Genomic DNA, 17423 nt, shown 5'->3' with positions numbered 1-17423 from the left:
AAACAAAACAACCACATCATAGGAGGAGATCATCATGAGAGAAGAAAATGTTTCATATACAAAGTCTGATATACTTACAGGTTTCGCTGGGACAGGAGTCATCACTGCCCTTCTGCTCTTCCTGACAAGCATTTAATAATGTTAAGCAATTATACTTATAAAAAAGGCATCAGCTGTCTTAAATGACAGCTGATGCCTTTTCTTTTCACATCATATGTTCCGGTCTGAAATTCTCTATCCATTGAGTTAAATCTCCCGGCGGAACAGGTTTACTTATGAGATAACCCTGAAACCTTTGGCAGCCCAGGCTTTGTAGTAAAACCAGCTGGTCCTGTGTTTCAACTCCCTCAGCAATGACTGAAAGTCTCAGATTGTCTGCAAGATCGATAATCGTCTTTACCAGCGCCTCACTCTTTTTGTTCTGTGTAAGCAGTCTGATGAACTCCCGGTCAATTTTAATTTCGTTTATCGGATAGTCCTGCAGGTAGACGAAAGCTGAAAAGCCTGTACCAAAATCATCTACTGATAACTTAACGCCTTTTTCTGTAAAAAGATGAAGTCTTTCAAGAACAATTGTACTCTCCTCCATTGCCACAGATTCTGTTATCTCAAGACATAGCTTATCAGGTGATAGCTGATACTGCTCAAGTGCCTGAAAAATCATCTGTGGAAAATGTTCATGAATAAATTGCCTTGAAGAAATGTTAACTGACACGCCTAAATGAGTCATGCCTGCCTCATGGAACTTCCTGAGTGTTTTAAGTGATTCATGCATAATCCATTCTCCTAGCGGAACAATAAAACCTGTTGATTCTGCTAACGGAATAAAAATATCCGGCCTTACTAGTCCAATTTCAGGATGATTCCACCTCACAAGCGCTTCAAAGCCATCTATCCTTGCATCTGGTCCTGATATCTGTGGCTGAAAATACAACGTGAATTGATTTTCAATCAACCCTTTTCTAAGATTCATCTCAATTTCGAAATAATCACGGCTCGACTCTTTCATCTCTTCTGAAAAATACGTTAAGCTGTTTCTTGATGAATGTTCTTTCCCTTTATTTAAAGCGATCTGAGCAGTTTGCAGAAGTTCTTTAATAGAATGGTCATTCATGCTGATCCCGAAGCTGAAAGAAGCAGCCACATCGAACCCGTTAACTTTAAACGGTTCAGCCAAAGAAACCTGAAGTTCTGCAATTCTGTTTTCAACCTGTGTATGACTGGTGAAAAGCACAAAATGAAACTGATCAGCCTGAGCGAGAAATTCTCCCGGCTTCAATATTTGCAGGAAACGTTCTGCAATAGCTTTTACAATTGCATCTCCTGAATCATACCCGATCGCATCAACCATTTGTGTAAATTGATCGATTTCAATATAACAGACAGACGGATGCGAAGATTCCTTTAAGCGGCGGTCTGCTTCTTTATAAAACATATTGAGGTTTGGCAGAAAAGTTAATTGGTCGTAGTAGGCTAAGAACTCCAGCTTTTCTTCGAGCTCCTGCTTTTGGATCCGGTCAAAAATAAACGCGATCAGATCTGCAAATGTGCCAGCCAGTGATTCCTCCAGCTTCCCCCAGTCAATCTTTTCTGATGTTTCACAGCAGATGACTCCTATCACTCCACTGGCCATCACAATCGGCGCATCTATCATTGATCTAATATGACCTGAAGCTTCAAAATAATGAGGATATAGTTCTTTTACCCGCTGATCAGTTGATACGTCAGGAATCGATAAGACCCTGTTTCCCTGAAGCAGATTAAAATAATGAGGGAATTGCTCTTTATGTAGTACTTCACCATTTGAGTGCTGTCCCTTATGGTAAATATTCAGCGCGGTTAATGCAGGGCGTTCCTGATCAAATGTCCATACACTTACCCGCTCACACTGAATCATTTCAGACATGGCTTCACAAAGCTGTTCGATTGTATATTGCAGGTCATTCGAAGAGACTTTTTTTATTTTTGCAAGCTGGAACAGTCGCTGCTGTTGAATTTTGAAAAGTTCATGATCATTATTTAACAATTCTGACACCTCTTTGAATATTTTGACAGCAATGAGTAAATTAAATGATAAAGACCTAATTTTTTCTTATCCAATAGATCGATTTTACCACAGAAATACATAAGAACGTAATTATTTTTGAATATTTCATATTGTACAAAAAGAATTTTGTTAAAATGTTAGATGAATGAAACTACTTAAAGGGCGTGGGAAAATGAGTGATCAAAAAGTGTATACAGATTTTAAAGATGAAATGACATATGCAGATTATCTATCTTTAGACAGCCTTCTCTCATCACAAAACAGATTATCAGGACATCATGATGAAATGCTTTTTATCGTCATTCACCAGGTAAGCGAGCTGTGGATGAAATTAATTATTCATGAAATACAGGCAGCGTGTCAGTCCCTCAAAGAAAATCAGTTCGAGCCTGCTTTTAAACAATTGGCCCGTGTATCCAAAATTCAGGAACAGATTATTAAAGCCTGGGATGTACTTGCTACAATGACGCCTTCTGAGTATATTGAGTTTCGTGATTCACTTGGAAAGGCTTCCGGCTTTCAATCATATCAGTACAGATTGATTGAGTTTTCACTTGGCTACAAAATCCCACATATCCTCAAGATCTACAAGCAGGATCAGGAAGTATTCGATGTACTTGAAAAAGCCTACCATGCTAAAGGATTATATGACATTGCGATTGAAAAACTTGCTGAAGCAGGGTTTGATATACCTGATGAAGTACTTGATAGAGATTTTTCTAAACCGTATCAAAAAAACACAGAAGTTAAAGCGGCTTGGAGCGAAGTATATAAAGACAGTCAGACATACTGGACACTGTATCAGCTGGCTGAAAAACTGGTGGACCTTGAAGACTGGCATCAGCAATGGCGATTCCGGCATATGAAAACAGTTGAAAGAATTATCGGATTTAAAAAAGGGACTGGCGGCTCTTCGGGTGTCAACTACTTAAAAAGCGTCCTTGATTCGTATTTCTTTCCTGAACTATGGGATTTACGGACTGAACTATAAAGAATAATCCATATAAAAAAACCGGGGATATCCCCGGTTTTTTTAAGCCGCAATTGCCGTAGTTTTATTAAGAAAGTTTTTAAACCACCACTCCTCAAAGTGGGTGTTCGCAAAAGCGTTCATGTGCGTCCTCATACGCTGATGAGGCATGACAATCCGGCTTTTATTTAAAACTCCCGTTAACAGATCAAAGGTTAAAACTTACTTAGAACATACGCACAACGCAGCCTGAGTAAAAATCATATCGCAATGCCTCCGGAATTTCAATCAAAACGTTCTAAACTGTGTTATTATGATACGTACTGACTACTAATTTGAGGTTTGATAAATGGACGTTTTAACAAAAGATTTACTTGTCAATTTTTTATTAATGATTCTGCCTTTATTATTTATACAAATCGTATATTTTTATTCTTACCGTAACCGTCTTCAAAATAAAGAAGGCAGACTCGCTGCTATTTTCCCTGCGATTTCAATTTTACTGTGCCTCTCTTTCCCTTTTACGATCAATGAAGGTTTTCTGTGGGACCTCCGTGCAGTTCCGATTGTTTTAGGAACTTTATACGGCGGCTATCCTATGGGGATCTTCCTCACAATTGTAGCATTAATCAGCAGAGCGTTCCTTGGCGGGGATGGCGTGTTGATATCTACCATAACACTATTATTGATATGGGTTTTGTATTTCATTTTTATGAAGAGGTTCCACCGTTCGCATATACCGGGGAAAATCATGATTGGAACTTTATTAGTATCTTTCCTGGTCATTTGTAATCTGGCGTTATCTTACTTTATTTTTGATGTACTTATGCCGATTGATGTGTGGATAACCTTTACCATTATAAATATAACAGGCCTGGTGATTGCACTGATCCTGTGGGAAATAATCAGGACGAACTTTCTCATTTTAAATGATCTGATCAGAGCTGAGAAAATGTCTGTTGTCAGCCACCTTGCAGCTAGTATATCCCATGAAGTCAGGAACCCGCTGACAGTCAGCAGAGGCTTTATTCAAATGGCTCTGCAGGACAGCAAGGATGATCAAAGCCAGCAATACTATCTTGATACAGCAATCAGGGAAATTGATCACGCCACTGATATTATTAACGATTATCTTACCTTTGCAAAGCCTGCTACAGAACAGCACACAGTCCTCCATATTAATGATGAGATAACCCATTCAGTGAAAGTACTCCAGCCGCTGGCAAATATGAATAACGTCCAAATCTCTGTTAAAAACCATCTGCATGATGAAGCGATGTTAAAAGCAGAGAGAAAACAGTTTCAGCAATGCCTGATTAATATTTTTAAAAATGGAATTGAAGCAATGTCTGAAGGTGGAACGCTTACGATCACCCTCTCCGAGCAGCTGAGGGGCTGTACCATTGTCGTTGAGGATGAAGGGTATGGCATGACGGAAGAAGAAGTTAACCGGCTTGGCGAACCTTATTTTTCTACAAAAGAAAAAGGGACAGGCCTAGGTCTGATGGTTTCCTACAGTATTATTAAAGCGATCGGCGGCTCAATAAAAGTTTTCAGCAGTAAAAATCAGGGAACGAGGTTTGAGATTACACTCCCTGTCCATAGAAAATAGACAGAAAAAGCAGGGAGTCCGGACTCCCTGCTTTTACATTTATCTGATAATATTTTTAACAGGATAGTCCTCCGGGTTAATCAGAGAAGGTTCATTGATAGCCATTTTCGCTACTTCTCTGCCGATGAACGGTCCTGAGGTCAATCCGGATGAACCGAGCCCATTGATAAAAAAGACGCCTTTCATCTCAGGAAATGGTCCGGCGACAGGTAAAAATCCCGGTGTAAAAGGTCTATACCCCACTCTTGCTTCAAGAAACGCAGCTGATTCAAGATCGGATGCAATACTGATGGTTTTTTGAAAAATTTCATTAAGTCCGCCCATCGTAACCTGATCATCCATCGGTCTGTCATTTTCATGTGTTGTACCTGCAACGATCCTGTGATCATCAAATGAAAGCAGATACTGATCTCCAGGAGGCATGACAACCGGTAAATGTTTTGATTCATTCTCTATACCAAGGTGAACAATTTGAGCCTTTTGATAACTGACATCAATATCGACACCCTGCTTTTCAAAGATTGCAGGTGCCCAGGCACCCGCTGCCACTACCACACTTTCGGCCTGAAGTTTTTCTCCGGCTGCCCTTACGCCTGAAACCTCTCCTGCTTCAGTGATCAGCTCTGCTTCACCAGTCAGAAGCCTTCCTCCATTTTTTTTGAGCCCATTAATCAGTGCCTGTCTTAATTTCCGGCCGTCAACTCTTGCTGCTCCAGATACATGAAGCCCATAAAAGTCTTCTGTCAGATAAGGAAACAGCTGATTTACCTGTTCAGCATTAATAGATGTCACATCTCCCATCTCAGGGGCGTCCTCTCTTTTTTTCAATGCGCGTTCATACATTTTATTTCGTTTCTCTTCTTCGCGGTGTAATGCAATGCCGCCCGTTATTTTATACCCTGTATCCTCTTCTCCATCTTCTTTCAGTGCACGGATCAATTCCGGATAATAAGCAGCCCCCTCTTTCACAAGAAAATACCATTTTTTATTACGTCGCTGTGAAAGCCATGGGCAAATAATACCCGCTGCTGCACCGGTAGCCTGTCCAAAGTCTTGCCTGTCAACCAGTGTCACATGACAATTCTTCCCGGAAAGATAATAAGCGGCTGATGCACCTGCTATTCCCCCACCGATGATCACTATTTTCTTCATACACACACTCCGTTTATCAGGTTAATTCATATCTCTATTGAACAATAACGCATTGACGGTCAATTGTCTAAAAGGTATAATGATATTTGTCTGATACATATCATGATTCCGTAGCTCAGTTGGGAGAGCGCCACCTTGACAGGGTGGAGGTCGCTGGTTCGAGACCAGTCGGAATCATACGTTTTAACGTCTGTCCTTTAAGGATCAGGCGTTTTTTATTTAGTACTGTTAAAGGTGGCGTTGATTTCCGCTTCAGTGGGAACGATTTCCGAAAGGCGTGCTTTGAGCCTGCTGGAGTTGTCCCCCTTCAGCTGCAATCACCAGCTGTGCTAAAACAACCATGGCCTGTAACACAGACATATAAAAAAGCATTCCATTTTCGGATGGGTCATCCGAAAAATGGAATGCTTTTTACTAAGCCTGTGCAGTTTTTAATTGATTTTTATCTTTTCGCTTCCAGACAAACTGCAAAATAAGAAGTGCTACAAACAGTCCTGCACCGGTAATGTCAGTGATACCTTCAGGATAGATCAGCATCAGACCTGCTATTAGAGCAAGAATACGTTCAATTGGATGAACCGGTCTATACCAGTATCCGATCACCGCAGCTCCAATCGCCGTCATTCCGGCAAGTGCCGTAATAACTGAGAGCGTAATTTCTACAGCATTTGTATCAATTAGCAGCAGTTGCGGAGAGAGAACGAACATATATGGGATGATAAATGCCCCAATTGCAAGTTTAGCGGCATTAACCCCGGTTCGTATCGGTTCTCCCCCTGAGACCCCTGCGGCAGCAAAGGCAGCCAGTGCTACAGGCGGTGTAATATCAGCTACAATTCCGAAATAGAATACGAATAAGTGTGCTGCGAGCGGCGGTACATCTAATAAGATCAGCGCCGGAGCAGCAATTGTTGCAGTAATAACGTAGTTAGCGGTAGTCGGTGAACCCATACCGAGAACAATGGCGGCAAACATCGTAAAGAATAATGTAAGAAGTAAAATACCGCCTGACAGTTCAACTAGCCCATTAGCAAGTTTTAACCCAAGACCTGTACGGGTAACCACCCCTACAATAATACCGGCACAGGCAGTGGCAACAGCGACTGAAAGTGCTGTTCTTGCACCATCTGCCAGACCGTCGAAAAACTTTCTTACGTTTATGCGTGTGTCTTTGCGAATCATACTTACCAAAATGGTAATCACTATTGAGTAAAGTGCTGCTCTGATAATAGAGTTACCATCAAGAAGCAGGAAAATTACAGCAAAGATTGGTGTTAATAAATAAATCTTTTTAAGTACAGTAGATTTTTTTGGTATTTCTGAATCCGGAAGGCCGGTAAGACCAATTCTTTTTGCTTCGAAATGTGTAATAATCCAAATACCAGAGAAATATAGCAATGCAGGAATCGTTGCAGCTTTTGCAATTTCCCAGTAAGTAACCCCTCCGATAAATTCAACCATTAGAAAGGCAGCAGCACCCATAATCGGCGGCATCAGCTGGCCTCCTGTAGAAGCGGCTGCTTCTACGCCCCCCGCAAATTCCCTGCGGTAGCCAAGCCTTTTCATCATTGGAATCGTGAATGAACCTGAAGTAACAACATTCGCAACAGAACTTCCGCTGATTGTTCCCTGCAGTGCACTCGAGAAGATTGCTACTTTTGCGGGACCACCAGTTGCTTTTCCTGCAAAAGCGACTGCGAGATCATTGAAATACTGCCCAATACCTGTTTTAACAAGAAATGAACCAAACAACAGGAACAGAAAGATAAAGGTTGCTGATACGTAAAGCGGCGTACCAAAGATTCCTTCTGAAGAAATAAACATCGTATTAACAAGTGATTCCATATCCAATCCTCTGTGACGGAGGAAGCCTGGCATTTGAGGTCCGAAATAAGCATAGGCCATGAATGTAACCGCAATAATCATAATCGGAAGACCAACTGCACGTCTCGTCGCTTCAAGTACAAGTAAAATGGCAATTAAGCCTGTCCAGAAGTCCATCGGCGAGATCGTTCCGATTGTATTTACGATACGGTCTTCATTCAGTGGATAGTACGCCCCCACCCAAATAGATAACAGAGCAAGTATAGAGTCGTACCACGTCAATTTGTTATGTCCGATTTTCTTTTTAGTCACAGGAAACAGTATAAATACAAGTGTCAGTGCAAACCCTAAGTGAATAGATAATAGCGTTTGTCTAGGAATAGATTGTGTGATTGCAGCATAGATTTGAAACACTGAAAAAGCAATCAGGCCGAGAAAGACAACCCAGTTTAATACGCCTTTATACTGTTTCGTTCTCGCATCCGGATCATACTTAGCAAGCAAGTCCTTCTGTTCTTTTTCACCGAACTGTTCATCATCCTTATGCTCGAGTTCAGCTTTATTTTTTTCCTCAGTCATCCATACCAACTCCTCTCAATAACTCTGCGAGTGATAACTTCTTAATTGAAATCGTAATAAAAGTTCCTGTATCAATATAATCATGCAGGGCATAGTCATGGTCATCATAATGAAAAACATGACTGACTACCACCTGACTTGTATGCAGATTAATTTCGGGAAATAGCCGGTTCATGTTTTCAATTCTGTACTTCCCGTTCTCTTCAACAAATTCCTCGCCTTCATACAAAGCATTTGAGGGCATACCGATTGCTGTATCTTCGAACTCAAGTGCTACCTGCCGGATTTCATTTTCTTTTGTTATTTCATAGTAGTCAATTACTTCGGATCGATGAATTGAATGTGTGTAACTTAATTGAAAATCATTTTGATTTGTAACGGGGATATAACTGAGCAGTTCTCCTGTTTGCTGATGGTAAAAAGTAATCGCCTTTCTTGTTGGCAGAAATACAGCAGCAAAAAATACTCCTGCAATAAGAATCACCAGTAACGGAATGATTTTTTTCTTCTGCATTTCTTTGACAACTCCATAAGAATGGGCAAACAGGCCCTAATCGGACCTGTTTGCCTCATTTTAATCATTTAGCTCTTAATTACTGCTCGTCATAATAACGCTGCGCACCAGGGTGCACATCAATACCAATACCATCAAGAGCAGAATCTACTGTAATGAATTCACCTTTAGGGTGAGTGATTGAGTCAGTGTTTTCAAAAATTGCTTTTGTAATATCGTATACAACATCCTCTGAAAGCTCAGAAGATACAGCAAGCATAGCTTGAACAGCTACAGTTGGAACTGCTTCTTCAAGACCATATGTGCCTGAAGCAACTTCATCTTCAGAATAGAATGGGTATTCATCCATTAGAGCCTGAGCCATATCAGCTGCGATTGGTACAATCACAACATCAACTTGTGCAGCAAGACCTTCTACAGCACCAGTCGGTGTTCCGCCAGTGATGAATGCTGCATCGATCGAGCCGTCCTGAATACCAGTAGTTGAATCGTCAAATGAAAGGTTCTGAACGTCCATATCATCAAATGACATACCGTGTACTTCAAGAATCTGTTCAGCATTCAAACGTGTACCTGAACCCGACTCACCTACAGAAACTGTCTTTCCTGCAAGATCTTCAACTGATTCAATTCCTGATTCAGCACTTGTTACGATTTGAATCGTTTCAGGATAAAGTGTTGCAAGGCCCTGAATTGTTTCGATTGGTGCATCAAACATTTGTGATCCTTCAACAGCGTAAGAAGCGATATCCGTCTGAACGAATGCAATCTCAGCTTCTTCATTGTCGATCATCGCCATATTTTCAGCAGATGCATTTGAAGTATTTGCAGTTGTTGTAATACCTGTTTCGTCTTCAATCAGCTGTGCAAATGTTCCACCAAGCGGATAATATGTACCGCCAGTACCGCCGGTTGCGATATTAATAAATTCAGGCTGGTCTGAACCTGAACCTCCTTCTGAATCCCCACTGCCGCTATCATCTCCGCCGCAGGCAGCAAGAATCATTGATACTGCAATCAGCAGAATCATGCTTAAATTAAACTTTTTGTTTTTCAAAGTAGTTCCCCCTCCTTATAAAATTGCATAACTGCGTATACTATTTTATCACGCAATATTACATTTGTGTCAAACTTAAATCATTTAACACAACTTTCTTTTTCAACAAATGTTGATAAATCAATCATGTAAACGTTATCTGTTTATTTTACGTTTTTACATACTTTGTAATATTTTTTGGTGAATGATGGAGGGTTTTGTATAAAATTTGAATACTATTCGTCCTCGATAATTCTGCGTTCACTTTTCGGCAGATTCTCTTCAATATCTCTCAAACGGTGGGCAAGCCGTGAAGAAGCATTCGCTGCGATTGCTGCTACCATGTCATCAAGGAAGGTATGAATACCACCGCCTCTTTTCGTATCAAGTTTTTCAATGATACCTATCTTATTTTTATCTAAATGGCCGAACGTTGTCACTGCAATACTGCCGTACCCCAAAGATGCGCCGAGTGCGATTGTTTCATCTACACCAAACAGTCCCTCATCTGTTTCAACGAGTGTCTGCAAGGGCTCAGACAGTTTTTTCTGCTCTGCCAGCCGGTCAAGCTCAACTCCTACTAAAATAGCATGTTGCATTTCTCTTTTCAGCAGTACTTTTTCTACACTTTCAACACATTCTTCAAACTTTAACTTTTCATTGTAAGGTCCCTGCATTTCAAGAACAATTTCGGCTATATCATTTATCGTTACGCCCCTCTCACGCAATACCTGATAGGCAGCCTGAGTGACGTCGTGTGAATGAACTCTCTCATGGGTCATAAAAAAATCTCCTTTTGTTTTATATAATTTACAGCACAGCCATTCCGCCTGACAGTCAGTTGTTGATTTCCTGAACGGGTTAGCAGTGCAGACAGAGTATCCTGAATCTGAGACCTCTATAGACTGATATGATACAATCTATTTGTAAACGCTTCAAACTTTTTTTGTAACAGGGAGGATTTCTGATGGCTAAGACAGGGACAGTAAAAGAACATAAAATCTACAGTGAGGCACTTCAGGAGGAGATGGATCTGCTCGTATACCTTCCTCACAACTACTCACCGTTATATAAATATACAGTGCTGATCGCACAGGATGGAAAAGATTATTTCCAGCTTGGCAGAGTGCCGCGGCTCCTGGATCAGCTGAATGAAGACGAAAAAATCGAAAACCTTATCTTTGTTGGCGTTCCATATAAAAGTGTAAAAGACAGATATGACAAATATCACCCGGGAGGCAGCCAGCACGAGGCCTATATCAGATTTATCGCAAGAGAACTGGTGCCTTTTATAGATGATGAATATCCTACTTATAATATCGGGATAGGCCGGGCATTAATTGGCGATTCACTCGCCGGAACCATTTCTTTCCAGACAGCACTGAAGTACCCAAATACGTTCGGCAGAGTGATAATGCAGTCTCCACTTGTCAATGAAGATGTACTTGAAAACGCCAGATCATTTAAAGATGTTCAGCTGATCAATTTCTATCATATAATCGGTAAAAAAGAAACAGCTGTTAAAACAACAAATGGCTCAGAAGCAGATTTTCTGAATCCTAACAGAGAACTTCATGAGGTCATGGAAGAAAAACAATACAGTGTTTTTTATGACGAATTTGATGGTGAACATTCCTGGAAATACTGGCAGCCTGATCTAGCACGTGTCATGGAAAAAATGTTTAAAAAAACTTCTTATTAATAAAGGCAAATTGAGTACCGTTGTTTGATATAATTGTATGAGAAAAAGATTTATTTATGATGTGAATAGAGGAGGCTGACAAAACATGAAGTTTGGTATCGCAGTATTCCCTTCGAAAAAATTACAGGATCTTGCTAACTCGTACAGAAAACGGTATGATCCACATTATTCATTAATTCCACCTCACCTGACACTGAAAGAACCTTTTGAAGCAACAGATGAGGAAATCAATAAAATCGCCAAGAAATTAAATGATGTGGCAAAGAATGCTGAACCTTTTACTTTACGGGCTTACAAAATCAGCTCATTTCAACCGGTCAATAATGTGATTTATATGAAGGTTGATTCAGTACCTGAATTAACGAACCTGTATCAGTCACTGCAGAGTGTAGAGTTTGGCGATGAGTCTCCATATTCTTTTGTTCCGCACATTACGGTCGCCCAAAAACTCTCTGATGATGAACATTCTGATGTATATGGCTCTCTTCGGATGGCAGGCGTTGATCACGAGGAAACGGTAGACAGATTTCACCTGCTGTATCAGCTTGAAAACGGATCATGGACTGTGTATGAAACTTACCGGTTAGGCGGAGTCAGCTGATGCAGGTAAAGCACGTACAGTCAGAACAGGAACTGCAGGATGCATATCATATTAGAAAAGAAGTTTTTGTAGGTGAACAAAAAGTTCCTGAAGAATTGGAACTCGATGAATTTGATTCATCAGCTGTTCATTTTGTCCTTTATCATAATGATCAGCCTGCTGGAGCAGGCCGTTTCAGAATTGTGGAAGGAAAAGGGAAAGTTGAGCGTGTGTGCGTCATGAAATCACTGCGCGGTCAGAATGCAGGCGTTCTTCTAATGAATGAAATTGAACAATTCGCAAAAAACGAGGGCTTGCCTGCTCTTGTACTGAATGCTCAAACACATGCGCTTGGTTTTTATGAAAAGCTGGGTTATCATGTCATTTCTGATGAGTTCATGGATGCCGGGATTCCACATTATAAAATGTTAAAAGAAATTTAATCACGTAAAAACAGCTGCGGCATAGGTCGCAGCTGTTTTTTATCAAATTGATGCATTAAAGTTCTGGCCTTTTCCGGTTACTTTCGGAATTAGATGTGGTGGTATTGTCTGGATGTGAAAGATTGGCGCATCACCGCTTTTGAATTCACTTTCACGTTTTTTTTCACGCTTATCCATTTCCTGTTCAAGTTCTTCTTCAAAATCCCTGTCAGATCTGCGTAATGGATTAACTCTTTGAACAGGCGTTAAGTAGTACGGATCGTAATCCTTCATCGTTACTCTTTCGGCATACTGCTGATACTGCAGTTGATTGACTGGTGCGATATAGCCCATTCTTCTCACCTCCGAATTTATTTTATTATTACCTTTTTACAAAGTTTTAAACCTTCTACTATACTTTATGAATAAAACCTCATTTTTATGGGGGTTATTTTTTATTTATCATATTGGAAAGTGTCTGATAATCAATTTTTTCCCCTTTAGAGGATACAGCTTTTGTAATTTTTTCTTCCATTTCTTTTGTAACCGGCTTACCTGCTGCCTGGGCAACCTGTCTGACAAGTTTTTTCAAAGTTTGTTCATCATTCAGATCAGCATGCTGAAAGGCATTGGCCAGTGCAAACAGCTCCTCCATTTTTACCCCTGTTTTATTTTCTACTTTTTTGAAAAAAGCATCATTCATTCATGATCCCTCCCTTTGATCGTCAAAAGCCACTCCTCACCGGGAGTGGCTTTCGTGCTTAAATGAAGCTCGCGCCTACAATAATTAACAGAATAAAAAGCACAACAATCAGCACAAATGTCGAGCCGCCATTGTACCCGCCGTAAGAACCATATCCACAGTTGCCGTACATACCTTCACCCCCTGACTTTTTATATTCTATGTAAGAGGGAAAGAGAAAGATTGGGCAGCAGATTCAGGCTTTCGGCTTAAATATCAAAGCGCCGATAAATCCAAAAATAATGGCTGCTGAAATACCTGAGCTGGTCACTTCAAACATACCGGTCATGACACCGATTACACCATGCTTTTCTGCTTCCTGCATCGCGCCGTGAAGCAGGGCATTACCAAATGATGTAATCGGTACAGTTGCACCTGCACCGGCAAAATCGATAAGTGGTTCATAAAGGCCGAAAGCTTCAAGGACTGCACCGCTGACGACCAGTGTACTGAGCGTGTGTGCGGGCGTCATTTTTAAAACATCCATCATCAGCTGGCCGATCACACAGATCAGACCGCCGACAATAAACGCCCAGAAAAACATTGGTACCATGTTAACCACCCACTTTCTGCGGTTTAATCAATGATACAGCGTGAGCAATACACGGGATGGTTTCTTTTTGCTGGAAAGTCAGAGGAGATAGTAATGCCCCTGTTGCTATGACGAGCACTCTGTTCACCACGCCTTCTTTTAACAGCTTTAGAAAATATCCGTACACCATCGCTGCAGAACACGCGGGTCCGCTGCCGCCTGCCTGTACTTCGTCTAGACCCTGGTAAATCATCTTTCCACAATCCAGAAACTGGTCCGCCGACAGATGAATCTGTTTTTTATTTAAAATATCTTTCACTGCAGCATGTCCGATTTCTGCAAGATCCCCGGTAATAATCAGATCATAGTCACGGGCAGACTCCCCGCTTTGGATAAAATGACGCTCGATTGTATCAGCAGCAGCCAGTGACATAGCAGCCCCCATATTGAAAGGATCAGTCACGTTTATATCCTGTACTCTTCCAATTGTCGCTTTTTCTATGTGAGCTAACGCATCAACTGTGTTCCCTGTTACCAGCACACTTCCTGCTGCAGTAACTGTCCATTGCGCTGTCGGCGGTTTCTGTCCGCCGTATTCTGTCGGATATCTGAATTGCTTTTCAGTTGCTGCGTTGTGACTTGATACCCCGGTTAACATTGCTTCTGAGTAACCTCCATGAACAAGCGCTCCTGCAAGCGCAAGCCCTTCCATTGAACTTGCACACGCACTGAAAACACCTAAGTAAGGAATGCCAAGCGTTCTGGCTGCAATATTCGAAGGTGTAATCTGATTGATCAGATCCCCGGCGATCATACAATCTACCTGCTGACCGCTCATACCGGCTTTTTGGAGTGTTCCCTGCACGGATGTTTCAAGCAGTTTCCTCTGCGCCTTTTCAAAACTTTTTTCTTCCATATATAAATCTTCAAAAAATGTATCAAAATGATCAGCATATGGACTCTTCTTTTCAAATGGTCCGGCTGCCACAGAAGCGGAAATGATAGATGGCAGCGATGGAAAATGCCACGTCTTCATCTAAATCACTCCCAATTGAAACAGCACTGTTTTAATCAGTGCAATAATAAAGGCAGAGATCACGCCAAATACGATGACTGACCCGGCTAATTTAAAAATGTTTCCTCCTACGCCAAGCACCAGTCCTTCACTTCTGTGTTCGATTGCTGCACTGACAACTGCGTTTCCAAATCCGGTAACAGGAACAGCACTTCCCGCTCCTGCAAACTGACCAAGCTTATGATAAAGTCCAAAACCAGTTAACAGCATAGAGAAGAACACCATAATCGCAACAGTCGGATTACCTGCTGTCTGTTCTGTAAATGGAAAATACAGCATAAGCAGAAGTGTAACCAGTTGTCCGATCGTACAAATGATACCCCCAACGAGAAAAGCCTTTATACAATTTTTTAAGACCGGTCTTTTCAGTTCGTGGGCATCAGCAGCTGCTTTTGATTGGGTAATCCAATGATCTGCCATCATATACCTCCTTATGTCATTTCTTTTTTAAGCTTAATAATTTTTTCGATCTCTTTCATCGCTTCCTGTTCATTCAATTCCCCTGTATTCCATTTATCTGAAAACGCATATAATTCCATAAAAATTTTATAATCGCTTGACAGTACAATTTCTTTTTCAGGATATTTCTCAGTAAGCCAGCGTTTCATTTTTTTTTCAATCGACTTCATCTGAAATCTATTCATATGTTTTACTTTGTAACTGACAACAAGTGTGGAATCTGCAGCCACAACGACTGAATCATAGAGCTCTTTCGTATCTTCTATACGCTGTGCCACTTCTTTGACCGTTCCGTTCTCACCATCATGTATTTTCACATGGACCGGTCCAGTTTGTTCAAATGCTGCGCATCCTGTAAGGTACAGGATGCTGATTGCTATTAGCATCATCTTTTTCATTCGATCGCCTCTTCGCTGTTGTGAATAGTTATAGTCTGTCTGAGAGAAAACATTTTATGCCTAATTTTTAAAACCACGGCAAATGACCAATCTTCCGTTTTCTATATTGAATAAAGTATATAGAATCCAGAAAAAGGAGGAGAAAAAATGGGTTGTGGCCGAAATAATGAAGTTGGTGGCGTAGGTAATGACCGTAACTGCGTTTGTGAAGTTGTCCGGGCAATAAAAGATATTCAGGACAATGCGGTAGACGTAGACTGTCAGCCATGTTTAACGAATTGCTTTTTAGAGCCGCTTGGTGACTTGACTGCACCGTCAAGAAGACGCCGTGCAGACACTCGGGTGTTCACTCTGAAGTCTAAAGATGGTTCACCTTTCCATGCTTTTTACAAAGACACAGATTTAAAAGACCACGATTGTATCTCAGTATTTTTCAGAGTTGAAACGATCTTTGACGGATGCTGTGCAACACTTCGTGTACTTGAGCCAAGAGATCACCATGGTAAAGAAGTTGATCTGCTGAATGATTGCGGAACAAAAATTAACCTGGGCAAATTATGTAAAGTGACTGACTTCGATTCAACTGACAGCTGCATCACTGTCGACTTAAGCTGCTTCTGCGCTGTACAATGTATTAAAGACGTTTATCTCGGCATTTGTGACTAACACGGGGAGTCTCCCTGATCTTTCTTCTAATATCATCCTGCCTCATATGTTGCAGGAAAAATAAAAAAGGAAATGGACCTGCTACAGCAGGCTCATTTCCTTTCTTTTTATTGCTTCTTAATAAATTTGAATATCTAGAACTTCATTTCTTTCAAGCTGAAGATCTTCTCCTTTTAACGTTTTAATTGACAGGTCATGTTTGTTTTTTGAAGTGATAATTCCGTGCACTTCGCTTCCATCTTCTTTGACAAACCGGCATTGAAAGGGTGCTCTGCGCCCTTCAAAAGCTCCCAGATAATCAATCTTTTCAGGAAGGGTCATTTTCTTAAAAGGCTTTAGCTCTCTGAAAGAAAAAGTCTGTTCTTTGCCTGGTTCTTCAGGAGACAGCTCTTTTTCAGATTCCTCAATATATCCAAGCGGTGGAACTTTTGGTTTTTTAACAGGCGCTTTTTCTTTTGTAATAGGTGCCTGATAATAATGCTGCATGACGGGTTTAATTTCCGGAAACTCAGGCTGGTTGACATAAAGAAGCGGACGCCCCTTTTTGTGCAAGTCCTCACTCCCTTTAGTGGTGGTAGTGAAGTATATGCAAGCCGGTTTCGATGTATTCAAAAGAAAAGACCGGTCAGAATGTGAACTGCGCCCTGTCAAGTAGACAGTAAAAAAGAAAAAAGGTTAGATCTACGCTACAGCCTGGTATCGATACTCTATCGGTGCCAGGTTGTTTAATTTCTCTTGATATCGTCCCTCGTTATAAAATCGTATATATTGATCGATGTCATCGACCAATTCTTCATAGCTCTTGTACTGTTTCAATTCATAGCTTTCACATTTGAAGTGACCGAAGAAGCTCTCTATCGGCGCGTTGTCGATACACTTCCCGACGCGGGACATACTACGCGTGATCCCTGCCTCTGTCGTGATGTAGCGATATTCTTTCGATGTATACTGTGATCCACGGTCGCTATGGAGTAGGGGAGCCGCGTCCGGGTTCGCTTCGATGGCTGCCTTCAGCGTGTCCATCACCAAGGCGTTGTTGTTGAAGTGACCGATCTTATAGGCTACGGCAGATCCGTCGTACAGGTCCTTGATCACACTCAAATAAGCCTTGTT

21 protein-coding genes, 1 tRNA gene and 1 other RNA gene are annotated in these 17423 nt (G+C 41.1%); 7 read left to right on the top strand and 16 right to left on the bottom strand.

Annotation, left to right across the window (positions count from 1 at the left end):
- Window positions 1–205: 205 nt before the first annotated feature.
- Window positions 206–2026, bottom strand: a complete 1821-nt coding sequence (locus JOD21_RS04560; protein ID WP_204728494.1) for a sensor domain-containing phosphodiesterase — start codon at window positions 2024–2026, stop codon at window positions 206–208.
- Between the two features lie 193 nt (window positions 2027–2219).
- Here JOD21_RS04560 and kynA point away from each other — a divergent pair, with 193 nt between their 5' ends.
- Window positions 2220–3038 carry a tryptophan 2,3-dioxygenase gene (kynA, locus tag JOD21_RS04555; protein WP_380269075.1) on the top strand — a complete coding sequence of 273 codons (819 nt, stop codon included), beginning with the start codon at window positions 2220–2222 and terminating at the stop codon, window positions 3036–3038.
- 40 nt (window positions 3039–3078) lie between these two features.
- On the opposite strand, the gene ssrS is transcribed toward kynA, so the two are convergent.
- A non-coding RNA gene (gene ssrS, locus JOD21_RS04550) (6S RNA) lies at window positions 3079–3271 on the bottom strand.
- Between the two features lie 95 nt (window positions 3272–3366).
- Here ssrS and JOD21_RS04545 point away from each other — a divergent pair.
- On the top strand, window positions 3367–4629 hold the full coding sequence (locus JOD21_RS04545; protein ID WP_204728492.1) for an ATP-binding protein: 1263 nt from the start codon (window positions 3367–3369) through the stop codon (window positions 4627–4629).
- 39 nt (window positions 4630–4668) lie between these two features.
- On the opposite strand, the gene JOD21_RS04540 is transcribed toward JOD21_RS04545, so the two are convergent.
- Complete coding sequence (locus JOD21_RS04540; protein ID WP_204728491.1) at window positions 4669–5781, bottom strand: NAD(P)/FAD-dependent oxidoreductase; 1113 nt, start codon at window positions 5779–5781, stop codon at window positions 4669–4671.
- A gap of 104 nt (window positions 5782–5885) precedes the next feature.
- Between JOD21_RS04540 and JOD21_RS04535 the strand changes: the two genes are divergently transcribed.
- Window positions 5886–5958: transfer RNA gene (locus tag JOD21_RS04535), tRNA-Val, on the top strand.
- A gap of 237 nt (window positions 5959–6195) precedes the next feature.
- Here the strand turns inward: JOD21_RS04535 and JOD21_RS04530 are convergent.
- From JOD21_RS04530 to JOD21_RS04515, 4 genes are all read right to left on the bottom strand, one after another.
- On the bottom strand, window positions 6196–8184 hold the full coding sequence (locus JOD21_RS04530; protein WP_204728490.1) for a TRAP transporter permease: 1989 nt from the start codon (window positions 8182–8184) through the stop codon (window positions 6196–6198).
- Complete coding sequence (locus JOD21_RS04525; RefSeq protein ID WP_204728489.1) at window positions 8177–8698, bottom strand: DUF1850 domain-containing protein; 522 nt, start codon at window positions 8696–8698, stop codon at window positions 8177–8179. Before JOD21_RS04525 ends, JOD21_RS04530 begins: the two co-directional genes overlap by 8 nt.
- 79 nt (window positions 8699–8777) lie before the next feature.
- Window positions 8778–9755 (bottom strand): TAXI family TRAP transporter solute-binding subunit, encoded by a 978-nt coding sequence (locus JOD21_RS04520; RefSeq protein WP_204728488.1) that lies wholly within the window; start codon window positions 9753–9755, stop codon window positions 8778–8780.
- Window positions 9756–9970: 215 nt separating this feature from the next.
- Window positions 9971–10516, bottom strand: coding sequence for a phosphatidylglycerophosphatase A family protein (locus tag JOD21_RS04515; protein ID WP_204728487.1), 546 nt, complete (start codon window positions 10514–10516; stop codon window positions 9971–9973).
- 185 nt (window positions 10517–10701) lie between these two features.
- Between JOD21_RS04515 and JOD21_RS04510 the strand changes: the two genes are divergently transcribed.
- From JOD21_RS04510 to JOD21_RS04500, 3 genes are all read left to right on the top strand, one after another.
- A complete protein-coding gene (locus JOD21_RS04510) occupies window positions 10702–11436 on the top strand; it encodes an alpha/beta hydrolase (protein ID WP_204728486.1) in 735 nt (244 codons plus the stop codon).
- A gap of 85 nt (window positions 11437–11521) precedes the next feature.
- Complete coding sequence (locus JOD21_RS04505; RefSeq protein ID WP_204728485.1) at window positions 11522–12037, top strand: YjcG family protein; 516 nt, start codon at window positions 11522–11524, stop codon at window positions 12035–12037.
- Entirely contained in the window at window positions 12037–12459 is a 423-nt protein-coding gene (locus tag JOD21_RS04500) for a GNAT family N-acetyltransferase (RefSeq protein WP_204728484.1), read from the top strand. Before JOD21_RS04505 ends, JOD21_RS04500 begins: the two co-directional genes overlap by 1 nt.
- Before the next feature lie 42 nt (window positions 12460–12501).
- Here JOD21_RS04500 and JOD21_RS04495 read toward each other — a convergent pair whose 3' ends face one another.
- The 7 genes from JOD21_RS04495 to JOD21_RS04465 form a co-directional block, all read right to left on the bottom strand.
- The gene (locus JOD21_RS04495) at window positions 12502–12792 is read right to left on the bottom strand and encodes a hypothetical protein (RefSeq protein WP_204728483.1); all 291 of its coding nucleotides are present in this window, start codon (window positions 12790–12792) and stop codon (window positions 12502–12504) included.
- A gap of 94 nt (window positions 12793–12886) precedes the next feature.
- Window positions 12887–13141, bottom strand: a complete 255-nt coding sequence (locus JOD21_RS04490) for a stage VI sporulation protein F (RefSeq protein ID WP_204728482.1) — start codon at window positions 13139–13141, stop codon at window positions 12887–12889.
- Window positions 13142–13199: 58 nt separating this feature from the next.
- Window positions 13200–13313, bottom strand: coding sequence for a YjcZ family sporulation protein (locus JOD21_RS04485; RefSeq protein ID WP_084218635.1), 114 nt, complete (start codon window positions 13311–13313; stop codon window positions 13200–13202).
- A 63-nt stretch (window positions 13314–13376) separates the two neighbouring features.
- Window positions 13377–13733, bottom strand: coding sequence for a stage V sporulation protein AE (spoVAE, locus tag JOD21_RS04480; protein WP_204728481.1), 357 nt, complete (start codon window positions 13731–13733; stop codon window positions 13377–13379).
- 1 nt (window position 13734) lies between these two features.
- The gene (gene spoVAD / locus JOD21_RS04475; RefSeq protein ID WP_204728480.1) at window positions 13735–14748 is read right to left on the bottom strand and encodes a stage V sporulation protein AD; all 1014 of its coding nucleotides are present in this window, start codon (window positions 14746–14748) and stop codon (window positions 13735–13737) included.
- Window positions 14749–15207 carry a stage V sporulation protein AC gene (gene spoVAC / locus JOD21_RS04470; protein ID WP_239581399.1) on the bottom strand — a complete coding sequence of 153 codons (459 nt, stop codon included), beginning with the start codon at window positions 15205–15207 and terminating at the stop codon, window positions 14749–14751.
- Between the two features lie 11 nt (window positions 15208–15218).
- Window positions 15219–15644 (bottom strand): YhcN/YlaJ family sporulation lipoprotein, encoded by a 426-nt coding sequence (locus JOD21_RS04465; protein WP_204728478.1) that lies wholly within the window; start codon window positions 15642–15644, stop codon window positions 15219–15221.
- A 147-nt stretch (window positions 15645–15791) separates the two neighbouring features.
- Here JOD21_RS04465 and JOD21_RS04460 point away from each other — a divergent pair, with 147 nt between their 5' ends.
- Entirely contained in the window at window positions 15792–16310 is a 519-nt protein-coding gene (locus JOD21_RS04460; RefSeq protein WP_204728477.1) for a CotY/CotZ family spore coat protein, read from the top strand.
- A gap of 117 nt (window positions 16311–16427) precedes the next feature.
- Here the strand turns inward: JOD21_RS04460 and JOD21_RS04455 are convergent, their stop codons facing one another.
- Together JOD21_RS04455 and JOD21_RS04450 are read right to left on the bottom strand one after the other, a co-directional pair.
- Window positions 16428–16862, bottom strand: coding sequence for a CotO family spore coat protein (locus JOD21_RS04455; RefSeq protein ID WP_204728476.1), 435 nt, complete (start codon window positions 16860–16862; stop codon window positions 16428–16430).
- A 129-nt stretch (window positions 16863–16991) separates the two neighbouring features.
- Window positions 16992–17423, bottom strand: a 432-nt coding sequence (locus tag JOD21_RS04450; RefSeq protein ID WP_204728475.1) for a DDE-type integrase/transposase/recombinase, incomplete at its 5' end; no start/stop codon positions are given.

The sequence above is a fragment of the Jeotgalibacillus terrae genome (genome assembly GCF_016908195.1).
Taxonomy (GTDB): Bacteria; Bacillota; Bacilli; order Bacillales; family Jeotgalibacillaceae; genus Jeotgalibacillus; species Jeotgalibacillus terrae.
Note: the sequence above shows the minus strand (reverse complement) of the source record. Positions and strands in the feature narration are given on the sequence as shown.